We start from the raw sequence: 16,552 nt of genomic DNA, 5'->3' as shown, positions 1-16,552 counted from the left end.
ACTCATGAGCACCGCCACGATTCATCATGCGCCGCAGTTCGTTCGTCTCGATGAGACCGATCGCGCACGCATTCCCTTCGTTCTCGATGGCGTGCCGGCCGAAGCGCTCGCGGGCGATACGCTCCTGACCGCCATCCTCATGCAGCAGCGGCATGTGCGGCATAGCGAATTCAGCGGTAAGCCGCGCGCGGGCTTCTGCCTGATCGGCGCGTGCCAGGACTGCTGGGTGCGCGGCGAGGACGGCAAGCGTATGCGCGCATGTTCGACGCGCATCGAAGCGGGCATGCGTGTCGTCACGGAGGACGTGCGATGAGCGGCGCGCATCGTGTGGTGATCGTCGGTGCTGGACCGGCCGGCATTCGCGCGGCAGAGACGCTCGTCGCGGCGGGATTGCGGCCGGTCGTCATCGATGAAAACGCGCGCTGGGGCGGACAGATCTATCGGCAGCCGCCCGCCGACGCGGGCTTCAAACGCAGCGCAGCGACGCTCTACGGCTTCGAAGCGAAGAAGGCCCAAGCCGTGCACGGCGCCATGGCGAAGCTGCTGCCGAAGATCGACTATCGCCCTGACACGCTCGCGTGGGCGTGCGAGCAGAACCGCCTCGACACCCTTCACGCGGGACGCGAGGCGAGCGTGCCGTTCACGCATCTAATTATCGCGAGCGGTGCGACGGATCGCATCATGCCGCTGCCCGGCTGGACGCTCGCGGGCGTCTTCACGCTCGGCGGCGCGCAGGTCGCGTTGAAGGCGCAAGGCTGTGCGATCGGTTCGCGCGTCGTGTTCGCGGGCACCGGGCCGCTCCTGTATCTCGTCGCCTATCAATACGCGAAAGCGGGCGCGCGGGTCGCGGCCGTGCTCGATACCAGCCCGTTCTCGCGTCAGGCCGCCGCCGCGCCGCGCCTGCTGAACCAGCCTGCGACGTTCGCCAAGGGCCTGTATTACGTGGCATGGCTGCAGGCGCATGGCGTGCGTATCGAACGTGGCGTGACGCTCGATAACATCGACGGCGACGATGCCGTGCGCGGTGTCCGCTGGCGCACGCATCGCGGCGCGCCACGCACGCTCGACTGCGATGCCGTCGGCATGGGCTTCGGCCTTCGCCCCGAAACGCAGCTCGCGGATCTCGCCGGATGCCGCTTCCGCTTCGACGCGCTCAATCGCTGCTGGCTCCCCGAGCGCGACGCGGCGGGCCGCAGTTCGGAACGCAACGTGTATCTCGCCGGCGACGGCGCGGGCATCGCCGGTGCGGACGCCGCCGAGCTCGCGGGACGCCGCGCCGCGCTCGCGCTGATCGAAGACATCGGCATGATGGCGCACGAACGCGCTCAGCCCGATGCCGCGAAGCTCGAACGCGAACTCGAACGCATCGCCGTTTTCCGCGCGGGCATCGAGCATGCATTCGCGCCGCCCGCGAACGCCGCGCAGGACTGGCCCGACGACATGATCGTGTGCCGCTGCGAGGAACTCAGCGCCGGCACGATGCGCGCGTGCATCCGCAGCGGGCTCGCCACGGAAGTCAATCGGTTGAAGGCGCTCACGCGCATCGGCATGGGCCGCTGTCAGGGGCGCATGTGTGGCGAGTCCGCCATCGCCCTGCTCGCTGCCGAAACCGGCAAGCCGCTCGCCGAGGTCGGCCGTCTGCGCAGCCAGGCGCCCATCAAACCCATCCCGATCACACCGATGCTCTACGACGACGGCGTGCAGGTGCAGCCCGAGGAAGCCCACGATGAGTGACGCCCGTCATTACGATGTGGTGATCGCGGGCGGCGGGCTCGTCGGCTCGTCGACGGCGCTTGCGCTCGCCAAAGCGGGCATGCGCGTCGCGCTGATCGAACGGCGCTTTTGCGGCGCGCAGGCGAGCGGCGTGAACTATGGCGGCGTGCGCACGCAGGGACGCACGGAAGAACAGTTGCCGCTCGCCGTGCGCGCGCGGCGCGTGTTTGGCCGCCTGCCCGAGCTGATCGGCATCGACGGCGAGATGGTCATGTCGGGTCATCTGCGTCTCGCGCGCTACGAAGCCGATCTCGACGTGCTCGATCGATGGTCCGCGATGGCGCGCGAACACGGTGTTCAATCGCAGGTGATGAGCGGCGCCGCATTCAGCAAGCGCTATCCGTGGCTCGGAACTGCGGCGATCGGCGGCTCGCTCTGCCCGAGCGACGGCCACGCGAATCCGCGTCTCGTCTCGCCGGGTTTCGCGCATGCCGCCCGGCGCGCGGGCGCCGACGTGCGCGAACAGACCGAGCTCGCCGACATCACCTTCGACGGCACACGCTTCCAGATGCGCGCGGGCGACAAGCGCATCAGTTCCGACTGGCTCGTCAACAGCGCGGGCGCGTGGGCGAACCGCATCGCGGGCAGCTTCGGCGAAAGCGCGCCGATGAAGCCCATCTATCCGAACATGTGGGTGACCGAGCCGCTGCCGCTCTTTATCGGGCACAGTCTCGGCGTAGTGGGCGGCGGCATCTATGCGCGTCAGGTCGAGCGCGGTAACTGCGTGATCGGCGGCGGACGCGGACATGGCGATGGCGAGTATGCACAGCCATCGACGGAGACGACGCGCGCCGTGATGCGCGACGCCTGCGCGCTGCTGCCCGCATTGCGCGATGCGCTTCTGATTCGCACGTGGAGCGGCGTCGAGGGCGAAACGCCCGACAACAATCCGGTCATCGGACCAAGCCGAACCACGCCGCGCCTGCTTCATGCATTCGGATTTTCGGGCGGCGGCTTTCTGCTCGCGCCCGGCGTCGGCGAAGTGCTCGCCGAGCTCGTCACGCAGGGCGAAACCAGCACGCCGATCGAGGCCTTTTCGATCGGACGGTTCAGTTCGATGCCTCTTTCCGCCATCCCCCAGTCATAACAAGGAAAATTTCGATGAAGCTGCCCCGCACACTCGTTTCGCTCGCCACGCTCGTTGCACTCGGCGCGTCGTCCTACGCCTGGTCGCAGAGCAAGACCATCTACATCGGCATGAACGGCGGGCCGATGGAAAAGGCCTACACGAGCCAGGTCCTGCCCGACTTCGAAAAGGCCAACAACGTGAAGGTCGTCGTGGTGCCGGGCACCTCGTCCGACGTGTTAGCGAAGCTGCTCGCGAACCGCAACAGCCCGCAGATCCACGTCGCCTTCCTCGATGACGGCGTGATGGCGCGCGCCGTCAGCATGGGCGTGTGCCAGAAGCTCGACGATGCGCCGGTGCTCAAGGAGCTGTATCCGTTCGCGCGCCTGAAGGACGACATGGGCGCGGGCGTGCAGCTCGGCATGACCGGCATCGGCTACAACACGAAGCTCTTCAAGGAAAAGGGCTGGGCGCCGCCGACCTCGTGGCTCGATTTCGCCGATCCGAAGTACAAGGGCAAGGTGGTGTTCCAGTCGGCGTCGAGCAGCACCTTCGGCCTGCATGGTTTCCTCGCGCTCAACCGCTTGTGGGGCGGTAGCGAGAAGAATGTCGAGCCGGGCTTCAGCAAATGGGCAACGACGGTCGGTCCGAATGTCGTCGAATACATTCCGAACTCGGCGAAGCTCTCGGAAATGATCACGACGGGCGAAGCCGGCCTCTTCCCGCTCACGCCGACCGCCGTCGGCGACCTCAAGGACAAGGGCCTGCCGGTCGCTTATGTCGCGCCGAAAGAAGGCGCGGTGCTGCTGCTCGTCGATGTGTGCGTCGTGAAGAACAATCCCGATCCGGCGCTCGCGCAGAAGCTCGCGCAGTACCTGTTGTCCGCGCCCGCGCAGACGAAGGCGGCAGAGGCCGGCAAGCAGATTCCCACTAACACGCAGGCGAAGATGACGCCGGACATGGAGAAGAATCTTGGCGACCTGAACGCGCTCGTGAAGAAAGTGACCGTGGTGGACTGGGACTCGATCAACGCGAATCGCGCGCAGTGGGATCAGCGCTGGAATCAGCAGATCGAGAAGTAAGGCATCGTCTGCCAGATTCGCATTGACATCGGGCAGTGCGTGCTCGGCCATCTTGCTCGCCGATACGGCTATGGGGATGGCCTCGATCCTATGCAACTTCGGGGTTGGGTACCTCCTTACCTTACAAGGTTGTGCTTTGGGAACCCCACGCGTACAACATTCTCGGCATAACCGACTCGTCAGGGCGTTCTGAGAAAAATAATCACTAACCGCGACGTAATCGGGAGTTTTTTGCGTCATCGCCTCCCGCTTCGATATTGGCGATCGCGACGGTTTCGTAGGATTGAGACACCGGATTCAAGCGGTTTCTCTGCACCTCCTACTCGAGATCAATGCCATGCGCTTCCGCCCTGCTGCTTCATGCCTCCCGTCCTGCCTGCTATCGGCGACGTTGCTCGTGCCGTTCGTTCACGCTCACGCCGATGTCGCCGTCAGAATCGGCCAGGTCTCTCCACTGACGGGCGAGCTTGCTCACATCGGCAAGGACGATGAAAACGGCGTGCGCCTCGCCATCGAAGATCTGAACGCGAAGAAGGTACGCATTGGCGGTCAGACGATCACATTCGAACTCGATTCACAGGACGATGCCGCGGACCCAAAAACGGCCGTGACCGTAGCGCAGAAGCTCATCGATGATCGCGTGGCCGGTGTCGTCGGACACGCGAATTCGGGCACGTCCATCCCCGCATCGCGTATCTATGCCGATGCCGGCATCCCGATGATCACGGAGTCCGCCACCAATCCCAAGCTCACGGCGCAGGGTTTTCAGTCGGTGTTTCGAATGGTCGCCAACGATGTGCGTCAGGGCACGGTGATCGGCACTTACCTCGTACGCGATCTGCACGCGAGCAAAGTCGCCATCGTCGATGACCGCACTGCCTACGGCCAGGGGCTCGCGGACGAGGTCGAGAAGGCAGTGAAAGCAGCGGGCGGCACAGTCGTCGCGCGCGAATATGGCACCGACAAGACCACCAACTGGATGAGCGTGCTCACGACCATCAAGAGCGCCGCGCCCGCTGGCATCGTCTTCACGGGCGGTGACACGCAGGCGGCGGCCTTCGCGCAGCAGGCGCAGAGGCTCGGCATCAAGGCCAAACTCATCGCCGGAGACGAGGCCTGCACGCCGCAATACATCACGCTTGCGGGACAAGCCATGAATGCCGACAAATACTGCACGCTCGCCGGCGTGCCACGCGCGCAGATGCCGGGCGGCGAGGCATTCTTCAAGCGCTATCAGCAACGCTTCGGCGTGCCCGTGCAACTGTATGCGCCCTACGCCTACGATGCCGTGATGGCGATGGCCGCTGCCATGCAGGCCGCCGACTCCACTGACCCCCACGTCTATTTGCCGAAGCTGCGCGCTTTGTCGATGAGCGGCGTCACGGGCGCGATCCGTTTCGACGACAAAGGCGACATGCAGAACGGCGCGATCACCGTGCGTCAGTTCGGCAATGGCGCGTGGAACGATCTGAGCGTGGTGCGCTGACGACCGTTTTGGTTACTCGTCGATCGAAACAGGAACGCCGAGACCCACCTTCACGCGGCTCATGCTCACCAGCGTCTTGAAGCGCTTGACATTGTTGTTCGAGAAGAACAACTGCCGCGTGAGTTCCGTGTACTGATCCATGTTGTGCACCGTCAGTACGAGCACGAAATCCCATTCGCCCGCAACGTAGTAGCACTGTTGAACGAATGGACACTGAGCGAAGCTGCGTTTCATGGCATCGAGCAAATCGATCTGTTCGCTCTCGACTTCGACCATCGTGACGATGGTGAGTGCACAACCTACTTTCTCCGGCGAGACCACTGCGGCATAGCGTTCGATCACGCCTTCGTCGACGAGACGTCGCAGCCGTCGGTTGACCGCTGCTGTGGAGAGGTTCACGCGCGCGCCGAGCTCGTTCTGGGGAATCTGTGCATCTTGCTGCACTTCCACAAGCAGCTTGCGATCGAAGTTGTCGAGCGAAACGGTCATGGCGGCGCCTTCATAAGAAATGAGATTTTTTTGCGTCAGTCCGTCGATTTATCCAATCGAATTAACGGTCAACCTGAATATTATTTTGCCTGCACACCATACCGTCAACTCATCAAATAGCAGAGAGCGTATTTCCGATGCTGACTTCCAATGCCCGCGCGAGCCGGACGCCCTATTCATTGCACGAGATCCTCAACAAGGCCGCAGCCGACGAGAGCCGCGCATGGCTCGCTGCGTGGCCGCTGCTCAACTCGGGTCCCACGCCGTTATGGACGATGCCCGATGCGGCCGAGCGCCTTGGGCTGGCTTCGCTGCATGTGAAGGATGAATCGCTGCGTTCGCCGCTTGGCAGCTTCAAGGCGCTAGGTGCGCCCATCGCGCTCATGCGCCTCGTCAAGCGGCTGTGGCACGCGCACGATCTGGATCCGCGCGCGCTCGCGGAAGGCCGGCACGCCGCGCTGCTTGCGCATCTGACCGTGGCGAGCGCCACCGACGGCAATCATGGCAAGGCGCTGGCCGCCGCCGCGCGTTCGTTCGGATGCCAGTGCGTGATCGTGCTGCACGCGCATGTGAGCGAAGAGCGCGAGCGCGCGATCGCGAAAGAAGGTGCACGCATCGTGCGTGTCGAAGGCAACTATGATGCGTCGGTCGCCGAGGCTGCACGGCTTGCGCACGATAACGGCTGGCATGTCGTATCCGATACTTCATACGATGGCTACACGGAGATTCCGCGCGATGTCATGCAAGGCTATGGCGTCATCGCGGCCGAAGTCCTCGAGCAGACCGCGAGCACGCGCGAGACGCCTGTCTTCACGCATGTCGTTGTGCAAGGCGGCGTGGGCGGCCTGGCCGCGGGTGTGGCGAGTTACCTGTGGGAATGGCATGGAGCGCGGCGGCCCCGCTTCATCGTCGCCGAGCCGCAGCAGGCGGACTGTCTGTATCAAAGTGCAATCGCGGGTCACGCCTCCCGCGCCACCGGTTCGGTCGATTCGATCATGGCGGGTCTCGCGTGCGGCGAGGCGTCGCCGCTTGCGTGGCGCGTGCTGCAACCGTGCATCGATACCTTCATGACGATCAATGATGCCGATGCCGTACAGGCCATGCGCGCGCTCGCCGAAGGCGGGTTGCGCGACGTGCCTGTCGTCGCAGGCGAATCGGGCGCGGCAGGTTATGCGGCGCTCTCGGTGCTCATGCAGGATTCATCCGCCGCTACGAGCGCTGAATTGGACGAGCACTCGCGCGTACTCGTCATCAACACAGAAGGTGCGACCGCGCCTGCGCTATACCGGGAGCTAACGGGCCACGATCCCCGGGACGTGCTCGAACGTCAGCGCCGCGCCGCTTCACCGACTTAAGGAACACGCCATGGAAACCTCGCTTCAGGCCCAGTTGCAGCAATGGCGCCGGCATCTCCACCAGAATCCCGAGACGGGATTCGAAGAGCATCGCACGGCCGACTACACCGCAGGCATTCTGAGCGCGCTGGGTTATGAGGTGGTGCGCGGCATCGGCGGCACGGGCTTCGTCGCGAGTCTGCGCGCGGGCACGAGCGAACGGGCGATCGGCCTGCGCGCCGACATGGATGCGCTTGCGATTGCCGAGCACGCGCCCGGCCGCGCTCACGCTTCACGCGCGCCGGGCAGGATGCACGCATGCGGCCACGACGGTCATATGGCGATGTCGCTCGGCGCCGCACGACTGCTTGCCGAACGCCGTGACTTCGATGGCACCGTCCGCTTCATCTTCCAGCCGGCGGAAGAACACGGACGCGGTGCAAAGGCCATGATGGCCGATGGCTTGTTCGAACGCTTTCCCATCGATGCCATCTTTGGCGCGCACAACATGCCGGGCATGGCGGCTCGCACCTTTGCCACCCGCGCCGGCGGCATCATGGCGAGCGAGGACAACTTCGTCATTCGGATCGAGGCGCGCGGCACGCATGCTGCGCGTCCGCATATGGGCGTCGATCCGATCGTCATCGGTTCGCAGATCGTGATGGCTTTGCAAGGCATCGTTTCGCGTAATGTCGATCCGTCGGAGTCGGCCGTCGTCTCGTGCACCGAGTTCATCACTGACGGATTGCGCAATGTGATTCCTTCGAACGTCGTGATCAAGGGCGATACCCGCAGTTATTCGACCGATGTGCAACGTCTGCTCGAAACGCGCATGCGTGAACTGAGCGAAGGCTTCTGCCAAGCACACGGTGCTCGCTGTACTGTCGAATACACCCACGAATTCGCGCCGACGGTGAATTCGTGCGAATGGGTCGATATCGCTGCATGCGCGGCTGCGCAGGTGGCCGAAGCCGATGCCGTCGATCGCGATGTCACGCCGATGATGATCTCCGAGGATTTCGGAGCGTTCCTGCAAGCGATACCGGGCAATTTCATGTTCATCGGTAACGGCGCGAACGGCGAGACGGGCAGTACGCCGTTGCACAACGCAAGTTATGACTTCAACGATGAGATTCTTACGACGGGCGCACGTTATTTCGCGGAAGTAGCTCGGCTCGCGCTGAAAAGCGCGGTCGCTTGTAAAGCGTAAGTTTGAACATCGTCCGCGGAACGCGGACGATGTCGTGATCGATGCCGACCGAAGCGGCGGATCGACTATGAGCCCATCTCGGCACCGGGCATGTCCAGTGCAACGTCCGCGCCAGACGAAGCCGCCGGGATCCGCGCTTGACGGGCGCCCGCGAAGAAGATACCCGCGCCGGACAGTGTTGCGGGTAATGCCAGGATGAGATAGAGCGCTGCGTTGGACCCGCCCGCGGACAGCATCAACGCGCCACCGAACGATCCCGCGAACGCACCGATCCGCCCGACGCCGAGCGCCCATGCCACGCCCGTCGCCCGGCTCGATGTCGGATAGAACCCCGATGCGATGACATTGGCGCAAACCTGCGAGCCAACTTTCTGACACAGTTGTCGAAAACGCCGTATGACCCGAACCCAGACCAAGAGCGACGCCTTGCGCGAAAACATTCTTGAAGTGTCGACGCGCCTTTTCATCGATTCAGGCCCAATCGGCCTTATTCGATGCGATAAACCCATTCAAGCGGATCAGCGAGCCTGCCGCGTTGGATACCGGTCAACTGCGTGCGGATGCGCTGTGTCACGGGTCCTTCTCCCCCGTTGCCGATCTGAAATTCTCCGGCGGCATGGCGAACCTCACCGACCGCGGTGACGACCGCAGCGGTCCCACAAGCGAATACCTCCCGGACACGGCCGCTCGCGGCGTCTGCACGCCACGCGTCGAAAGCATAAGCCGTTTCGTTGACTACGAGGCCCTCACGCCTGGCAAGCTCGATGATCGAAGCCCTGGTGATACCCGGCAGAATCGTGCCGGACAGTGGCGGCGTCGTCAGAGAGCCATCATCCATGACGAAGAAGAGATTCATCCCTCCCATCTCTTCGATCCATTTGTGCTCGGCGGCATCGAGAAAAACGACCTGGTCGCAACCTTTGGCTGCAGCTTCGGTCTGCGCGATCAGGCTGGCAGCATAGTTGCCGCCGCATTTGGCCGAACCCGTTCCACCCGGCGCCGCGCGAGTGTATCGGTCGGACACCCAGACAGTAACCGACGACTTGCCTGCCTTGAAGTACGGACCTACGGGGCAGGCGATGACGCAGAACACGTATTCGTGTGACGCGCGCACACCGAGGAAGCTCTCGGAGGCAAACATGAACGGACGCAGATAGAGACTGCTGTCGCCACCAGGCACCCAGTCCCGGTCAACCTTGACGAGAGATTCCACCGCCTCGACGAAGAGCGCTTCCGGGAGATCGGCCATGGCAAGACGCGCGGCCGAGGCACGAAACCGCCTGGCATTCTCGAAGGGGCGGAACAGCGAGATCGAGTCGTCTTCGCCGCGGTACGCTTTCATGCCTTCAAAAATTTCCTGCGCATAGTGCAACACGGCGCAAGCGGGATCGATCTGAAACGGCCGGCGAGGTTCGACCTTGGCATCGTGCCAGCCAAGCGTGTTGGTCCAGCGCATCGTCGCCATGTGATCGGTGAACACCCGACCGAACACGGGATTTGAAATGCTCGCGACGATCTGTTCGTGCGGCGTCGGCGTTGCGCTTGGGGAAATGACAAACTGTGTAGGCATATCGGTATTCATACTTTCATGCGACCAATGGCGGAACGGGTCTCGTCAGACTCGCACGGCGACCCGCGAGGGATTGAAATGGAAGGCGTCGTCAGAGTTGCGAACGGGTTGTATCCGCCACCGTGTCTTGCCGCGACAAAGCGACGAGTGCGTCGTCGGACACGGTTGCTTCCTGATCGGCAAGTGCCTTGAATCGAACGAACGCTGCATTCACTTCTGCTTCGCTGTCGAACTCGATTCCCAGCTCCTGCAACCGCTGCCTGAATGCATTTCGACCAGACAGTTTGCCGAGCACGATCCTGTTCGCGCTCCAGCCCACGTCTTCCGCGCGCATGATTTCGTAGGTGTCGCGCGCTTTCAGCACGCCGTCCTGGTGGATGCCCGATGCATGCGCGAACGCATTGGCGCCGACGACCGCCTTGTTAGGCTGCACCGTGAAGCCTGTGATCTCCGAAACCAGCCGCGAGGCTTCGACAATCTGAGTCGTGTCCACGCGCACATCGAGGCCGAAGACATCCCGTCGCGTCCTGACTGCCATCACGACTTCCTCGAGCGCCGTATTGCCGGCTCGCTCGCCAAGTCCGTTGATCGCACACTCGATCTGTCGGGCGCCGCCCGACTTGACGGCCGCAAGCGAGTTGGCCACGGCCAGGCCGAGATCATCGTGACAGTGGACCGAAAAGACCGCCCGGTCTGAATTGGGAATGCGTTCACGAAGCTCGCGGATCAAGGCAGCGTAGCCATCCGGAACGGCATAGCCGACCGTATCGGGGACGTTGATGGTAGTCGCACCTTCGTCGATCACGCCTTCTATCACGCGACAGAGAAAGTCGAGGTCGGAGCGGCTCGCGTCTTCCGGCGAGAACTCGACGTCGTCGGTATGACCGCGCGCCAGACGCACTGCGCGCCGCGCCTGTTCATAGACCTGATCGGGCGACATGCGCAGCTTCTTTTCCATGTGCAGCGCGGATGTGGCGATGAAGGTATGAATGCGGAATCGGCTGGCCTGCTTCAGCGCCTCGGCGGCTCGCGAAATGTCACGCTCGTTCGCGCGCGCCAGAGAACAGACGATGCTGTCCTTGACCTCGCCGGCGATCGCCCGAATTGCCTCGAAGTCGCCTTCGGAGCTCGCGGCGAACCCTGCTTCGATCACGTCGACGCGCATGCGTTCGAGTTGTCGGGCGATGCGCAGTTTTTCGTCTTGGGTCATCGAGGCACCCGGCGACTGTTCTCCATCGCGCAAGGTGGTGTCGAAAATGATGAGTCGGTCTGACATGCCAGTCTCCTGTGGGGAACGGCAATTGCATTGATCAGGGAATGGGGGGTAACCCTTCCTGCCTGTCGTGACGCTGGATCACAGCGCCTGACCGCGCGATTATAGCTAACGATGCCGCGGGCAAATCTAGGGTCAACCCGCATCGACCGGTTCGCATCTCCCGACTCGAGTCCGCGATATGTGAGGCAACATCCGCACGACCCGTGGCAGCAACTCCATCACCGGAATGCGCATCGCATCGGCCAGTTCGTCGATGCCGATGAACCCGCCGCCGTCCTCGCCGACGATCGTCACGACGCTGCCGACTCCGGCCTCGGGAAACGCGCTCAGATCGATCACCGTGTGCTGCAACGAGCGCCGCCCCATGATCGTCGCCTCGCGTCCGCCTATCAGCACGCGTCCGAACGGCGGCACGTGATTCAGCCCATCCCCGAACCCGATCGGCACGACGCCGACGCGCATCGCGCGCTCAAGGCGAATGGGCGCCGCATAGCCGATACCGAGCGTCGATCCCGCCGGATGCTCCTGCACATGGATGATGCGTCCGCGAATGGCGCTGAGCATCGGGCGTAACGGCACGCGCGCCATCCATTCGGCATCGAGCGCGCCGTAGAGCAGCCGTCCCGGATCGACCGCGCTGTAACGCAGCGCCGGATGCGCGATCATCACGCGCGAACTCGCGAGCATCGTCTCCAGATCGCGGAAACCAGCAGAATGCGCATCGGCGAGCGCGGCATCGAAAACGCCCGCCTGGCGCGCGGTGATCGCCTCGTCGCCGGGCGAACTCAGGTGGGTGTAGACACCCTTCAGGCGAACGGTCGACTGCTGCGCGAGCACGGCGAACGCTTGCGCCCATTGCGACGCGAGAAAACCGAAACGGCCGAAGCCCGGATCGATCTCGATGAACGCATCGACCAGAACGCCCGCCGCGACGAACGCACGCAAGCTCTCCATGCTCTGGATCGTGACGATCAGGCCGAGCGACGCGACGCGCGCCGCGTCCTCCGGCAGCGTCGATGCGAACAGCAGGATGTCGCGCGTGACGCCCGCCGCGCGGATCGCCATACCCTCTTCCGGACTGCCGACGCACAAGCCATCGACACCGGCGGCGTCGGCGAGGCGCGCGACCTTCGCCGCGCCGAAGCCGAAGCCATCGCCCTTGCAGACGAACCAGATCTTCGCGTCGCCCGCAAGCTTGCGCGCCACCGCGAGATTCGCGGCGATCGCGCCTTCATCGATCTCCGCCCACGCGGGACGCAGCAGACGGTACTCGCGCAGGTCGTCGGTAGATGCGTTCATGTCCGCACCTCGCCGGTCCCAAAAGACAGCGCTGCCTGCAAGCCGTTCGATTCGGCGAAGACGCGGTCCTGCCGCGCGCGCAGTTCATCGGCCGACAATTGCGCGAGCGCGGCGCGTGCTGCTTCGGTCGCGACAGGATCGATCTCGCCTCGGTCGATGACCACGCCGTAAAGATCGCGCGCCATGCGCCCGGAGATCAGTCCATCGAGCACATCCTCCAGGACCGCCTGCGGCTCGCGCTCCCAAGGCGGACCGTAGCCCGCGCCGCCCGCCGCGATATGACAGACCCGGTCGTCGCGCCCGAGCGCGATGACCGAGCTCGGCATGCTCGGCAGCAGCATGGATTCGCCGTCGCGCGTGAGCAGATTGAACGACGGGGAGCCGTCCAGTCCGCCGTGCGAACCTGCCGGCCGATGCTCGCGCCGGTCCGAGCGCAAGCCCAGCGACGCGCTTTCCGCCCGCAGCGCATACGTGCGGCGCATCGCGAGTCCGCCGCGATGCTTGCCCGCGCCGCCCGAGTCCGGCACGAAACCATAATCCGTGATGACGACGGGCAAGCGCGCCTCGATCAGTTCGACCGGCTGATTCGACAGATTGCCGAGCGGATTGGCGATGCCTTCGCTGCCGTCGCACCGCGCGCTTGCGCCCCAGCTGCCAAGAATGCCGTCCGTGATCAGCCAGTTGCCCGCAGCTCCTCGTCCCGAGATCGACACCACCGATGGACCGCCTTCGCCCAACGCGGGCATCGCATCCGGCACGATCTGCGCAAACGCGCCTTGCAGCACGTCGAACATGCGATACGCCATGATGCCGCGCGCAGCGCACGCCGCGGGCTCCAGCGGATTGACGATCGAGCCCGGCTCCGCGAACACATGCACCGGGCGCGAGAAGCCCTCGCAATTCGGCACGTCTACGCCGATCGCGCAGCGCACCGCCGCGTATGCGACCGATTGCGTCGTCGCGAACGGTCCGTTGATCGCGCCGGGCACCTGTGCATCGGTGCCGCTCCAGTCGATCGTCACTTCGTCGCCGGCGATCGTCACCCTGACGCGAAAGCGGATCGGCTGCGGCCGGTCGCCCAGGCCGTCGATGAAGTCGTCATAACAGTATTCACCGTCGGGCATCGCGGCGATCGCCTGGCGCGTCAGCCGGTCGGCATAGTCGTGCAGCGCATCGACGAGCCGGGCGAAGCCATCGGCGCCGTATTTCTCGATCAGTTGCGCGAGCCCGCGCGCGCCCGCACGGCACGACGCGACCTGCGCGCGCAGATCGCCGCGCAGTTGATCGGGCATGCGCGAATTGATTTCGAGCAGCGCGATCAGCGTGTGATTCGGCTCGCCCGCATCGAAGAGCTTGAGCAGCGGAATGCGCAAGCCTTCCTGAAAGATCTCGGTCGCGCCGATCGCCATGCTGCCCGGCGCCATGCCGCCGATATCGGCGTGATGCACGATCGTCGCGACATAGCCTTCGATGCTTCCGCCGAAGAACACGGGCTGAATCAGATACACGTCGGGAAGATGCATGCCGCCCGAGGTGTACGGATCGTTCATCACATAGACATCGCCCGGCTGGCCGCTTGCGCCGAAGCGCGCGATCACGTTGCGCATCGCCGCGGGAAACGCGCCGAGGTGGATCGGCAGCGTGAGCCCTTGCGCGATCACGCGGCCTTGCCGGTCGAACACGGCGGTGGAGAAGTCCATCGAGTCGCGCACGATCGGCGAATAGGCCGAGCGCAGCACGACGAGCGCCATCTCGTCCGCCACCGAGCCGAGCGCATTCTTGACGATTTCTAGCGTGATGGCGTCGTCCGAAGACGGCGTGTGCGTGGCGGATGTCATGTGTTGTCTCCCAGCGTGATGACGATGTTTTCATGTGCGTCGACACGGGCGCGCGCGCCCGGCGGCACGACACAAGTCGAGTCGTACTCCTCGACGATCACCGGCCCGTCGAGCGGCCCGGCGCGCAGCGTCGCGCGCGAGATGACCGGTGTATCGACGAAACCGTGCGCGGGACCGAAGTACGCGCGCCGCATCACGCGCGTCCCCGCATCGGCGCGGGCGCCTCCCGCGCGCCGCGCGTCGTACACGCGTGACTGCTCCGACTTCAGGCTGCCGAGCACGCGCAGATTGACGAGCTCGACAACATCGTCCTGCGACGCATGACCGTATGTACGCTCGTGCTCCGCGTGAAACGCGCGCTTCACTTGAGCGATATCGACGGCCTCGCCCGATCGCCACGCGAGCGGCACGGCGAGTTCATACGCCTGCCCCGCGTAACGCAGATCGAGCGAGCAGCGCAACTCGATGTCATCGCGCGCAAGACCTTCTTCGATCATCTCAGCACGGGCGCGCGCGGCCAGATCTTCGAGCGCATCGCAGAGCGGCGCTGCGGCGTCGGCATCGACCCGGCGGAACATCGTCTGCATGAATTCATGCTGCGTCGTCGAGAACAGCAGGCCGAGCGCGCTGAATACGCCGGGACTCGGCGGAACGATGACCGTGCGCATGTCGAGCAGCGCGGCGATCGCGTGCACGATGATCGGCCCGTTGCCGCCGAACGCGAACAGCGCGAAGTCTCGCGGGTCGCGGCCGCGATACGTCGATACGGCCTTCACCGCGCGCGTCATCGTCGATGCGGCGATCGAGAACACGCCGTAGGCGGCTTCGTGCAATTCCGTGTTCGTCGGTTCGGCCACGTGCGCGCGCATCGCATCGCAGGCTTTCGCATGGTCGATGCGCAGCTCGCCGCCCGCGAGATAGCGCGGATTCAGATAGCCGAGCGCAAGAACCGCGTCGGTGAGCGTGGGCGTCGTGCCGCCGGCATCGTAGGCAACCGGACCGGGCACGGAACCGGCCGAGTCGGGCCCGACCTTCACGAGGCCGCCCGCGTCGATGCGCACCATGCTGCCGCCGCCCGCGCCGATCTCCGACACATCGATGAACGGCAGCTTCACCGCATGGCCGCCGCCCTTCACGAGCTTGCTGCTCAGGTTGATGCCCGCGCCGACTTCATATTCCGTCGTACGCGCTGGTTCGCCGCCCTCGATGATCGCGGCCTTCGCGGTCGTGCCGCCCATATCGACGGTGATGCAGTCCGCATATCCCGACGCCGAGGCCACCGATGCCCCCGCGATCACGCCCGCCGCCGGACCGGATTCGATGATCGCCGCCGGTTTCTGCATGACGGCCGCCGCGCTCATCACGCCGCCGTTCGAATGCATGATCTGCACCGGCCCGCGCATGCCGACATCGCGCAACCTGGCGATCAAGGAGTGCAGATAGCTCACCACGACGGGTCCGAGATACGCGTTCACCACGGTTGTGCTGGTGCGCTCGTATTCGCGGATCTCTGGAAGAATCTCGTGCGAGCACGTCAGATAGACGCGCTCGCCGAGCACACGGCGCAACAGTTCCCGAACGCGGATCTCGTGCTCCGGATTCGCATAGGCGTGCAGCAGGCTGATCGCGACCGATTCGATGTCCTGCGCCGCGATCCGTTCGGCCACCGCGATGACTTCGGCATCGTCGAGCGCCTTCGCGACGGAGCCGTCGGCATTCAGACGCTCGTCGACTTCATGGCGATGACGGCGTTTCGCCAGCGGCGCGGGCTTGCGATACGCGAGGTTGTAGAGCATCGGCACGCGCAGGCGACCGATCTCGACCACATCGCGGAAGCCGCGCGTCGTCACCAGCGCCGTGCGCGCGCCCTTGCCTTCCAGCACCGTGTTGGTGGCGATGGTCGTCGCGTGCACCAGTTCGGTCACCTGACGCGGCGTCGCGCCGAGCGACGCGAGCAGCGCCTCCAGTCCCGTGACGATCGCCACGCCGTAGTCCTGTGGCGTGGACGACACTTTCTTCGTGTGCACCACGCCCAGATCGTCGATGACGACGATATCGGTGAACGTCCCGCCGATATCCACGCCTGCCCGATAAAGTCTTTCTGACATGCTCACCGCCTCTTCATGTTC

Annotated in this window: 13 protein-coding genes and 1 pseudogene; 7 read left to right on the top strand and 7 right to left on the bottom strand. The window is 64.5% G+C overall.

The window, feature by feature from the left end; all coding sequences use genetic code 11:
* Positions 1-4 precede the first annotated feature (4 nt).
* From AWB80_RS05515 to AWB80_RS05495, 5 genes are all read left to right on the top strand, one after another.
* Positions 5-313, top strand: a complete 309-nt coding sequence (locus AWB80_RS05515) for a (2Fe-2S)-binding protein (RefSeq protein WP_061173657.1) — start codon at positions 5-7, stop codon at positions 311-313.
* Entirely contained in the window at positions 310-1,734 is a 1,425-nt protein-coding gene (locus tag AWB80_RS05510) for an FAD/NAD(P)-dependent oxidoreductase (RefSeq protein WP_061173656.1), read from the top strand. Before AWB80_RS05515 ends, AWB80_RS05510 begins: the two co-directional genes overlap by 4 nt.
* Positions 1,727-2,860, top strand: coding sequence for an NAD(P)/FAD-dependent oxidoreductase (locus AWB80_RS05505; RefSeq protein ID WP_061173655.1), 1,134 nt, complete (start codon positions 1,727-1,729; stop codon positions 2,858-2,860). The genes AWB80_RS05510 and AWB80_RS05505 overlap by 8 nt, the downstream gene beginning before the upstream one ends.
* 14 nt (positions 2,861-2,874) lie before the next feature.
* Entirely contained in the window at positions 2,875-3,921 is a 1,047-nt protein-coding gene (locus AWB80_RS05500) for an ABC transporter substrate-binding protein (protein ID WP_061173654.1), read from the top strand.
* A gap of 337 nt (positions 3,922-4,258) precedes the next feature.
* Positions 4,259-5,407, top strand: a complete 1,149-nt coding sequence (locus AWB80_RS05495) for a branched-chain amino acid ABC transporter substrate-binding protein (protein WP_061173653.1) — start codon at positions 4,259-4,261, stop codon at positions 5,405-5,407.
* A 12-nt stretch (positions 5,408-5,419) separates the two neighbouring features.
* Here the strand turns inward: AWB80_RS05495 and AWB80_RS05490 are convergent, their stop codons facing one another.
* Complete coding sequence (locus AWB80_RS05490; protein WP_061173652.1) at positions 5,420-5,896, bottom strand: Lrp/AsnC family transcriptional regulator; 477 nt, start codon at positions 5,894-5,896, stop codon at positions 5,420-5,422.
* 137 nt (positions 5,897-6,033) lie between these two features.
* Here AWB80_RS05490 and AWB80_RS05485 point away from each other — a divergent pair, with 137 nt between their 5' ends.
* Positions 6,034-7,251 carry a diaminopropionate ammonia-lyase gene (locus AWB80_RS05485; RefSeq protein ID WP_061173651.1) on the top strand — a complete coding sequence of 406 codons (1,218 nt, stop codon included), beginning with the start codon at positions 6,034-6,036 and terminating at the stop codon, positions 7,249-7,251.
* Between the two features lie 10 nt (positions 7,252-7,261).
* The gene (locus AWB80_RS05480) at positions 7,262-8,440 is read left to right on the top strand and encodes a M20 aminoacylase family protein (RefSeq protein ID WP_061173650.1); all 1,179 of its coding nucleotides are present in this window, start codon (positions 7,262-7,264) and stop codon (positions 8,438-8,440) included.
* A gap of 65 nt (positions 8,441-8,505) precedes the next feature.
* On the opposite strand, the gene AWB80_RS05475 is transcribed toward AWB80_RS05480, so the two are convergent.
* The 6 genes and pseudogenes from AWB80_RS05475 to AWB80_RS05450 all read right to left on the bottom strand — a co-directional run bounded on the left by AWB80_RS05475 (position 8,506) and on the right by AWB80_RS05450 (position 16,531).
* Positions 8,506-8,880 carry an MFS transporter gene (locus tag AWB80_RS05475; protein ID WP_061173649.1) on the bottom strand — a complete coding sequence of 125 codons (375 nt, stop codon included), beginning with the start codon at positions 8,878-8,880 and terminating at the stop codon, positions 8,506-8,508.
* Positions 8,881-8,927: 47 nt separating this feature from the next.
* Entirely contained in the window at positions 8,928-10,022 is a 1,095-nt protein-coding gene (locus AWB80_RS05470; RefSeq protein ID WP_061173648.1) for a branched-chain amino acid aminotransferase, read from the bottom strand.
* A 109-nt stretch (positions 10,023-10,131) separates the two neighbouring features.
* A pseudogene (locus tag AWB80_RS05465) lies at positions 10,132-11,286 on the bottom strand (2-isopropylmalate synthase); the annotation flags it as partial.
* Positions 11,287-11,418: 132 nt separating this feature from the next.
* Positions 11,419-12,585, bottom strand: a complete 1,167-nt coding sequence (alr, locus tag AWB80_RS05460) for an alanine racemase (protein WP_061173647.1) — start codon at positions 12,583-12,585, stop codon at positions 11,419-11,421.
* On the bottom strand, positions 12,582-14,423 hold the full coding sequence (locus AWB80_RS05455; protein WP_061173646.1) for a hydantoinase B/oxoprolinase family protein: 1,842 nt from the start codon (positions 14,421-14,423) through the stop codon (positions 12,582-12,584). Before AWB80_RS05455 ends, alr begins: the two co-directional genes overlap by 4 nt.
* On the bottom strand, positions 14,420-16,531 hold the full coding sequence (locus AWB80_RS05450) for a hydantoinase/oxoprolinase family protein (protein WP_061173645.1): 2,112 nt from the start codon (positions 16,529-16,531) through the stop codon (positions 14,420-14,422). Before AWB80_RS05450 ends, AWB80_RS05455 begins: the two co-directional genes overlap by 4 nt.
* Between the last annotated feature and the right edge of the window lie 21 nt (positions 16,532-16,552).

The organism is Caballeronia pedi (genome assembly GCF_001544915.2).
In the GTDB taxonomy this organism is placed as follows: domain Bacteria; phylum Pseudomonadota; class Gammaproteobacteria; order Burkholderiales; family Burkholderiaceae; genus Caballeronia; species Caballeronia pedi.
This window is presented reverse-complemented; position numbering and strand designations above follow the sequence as displayed.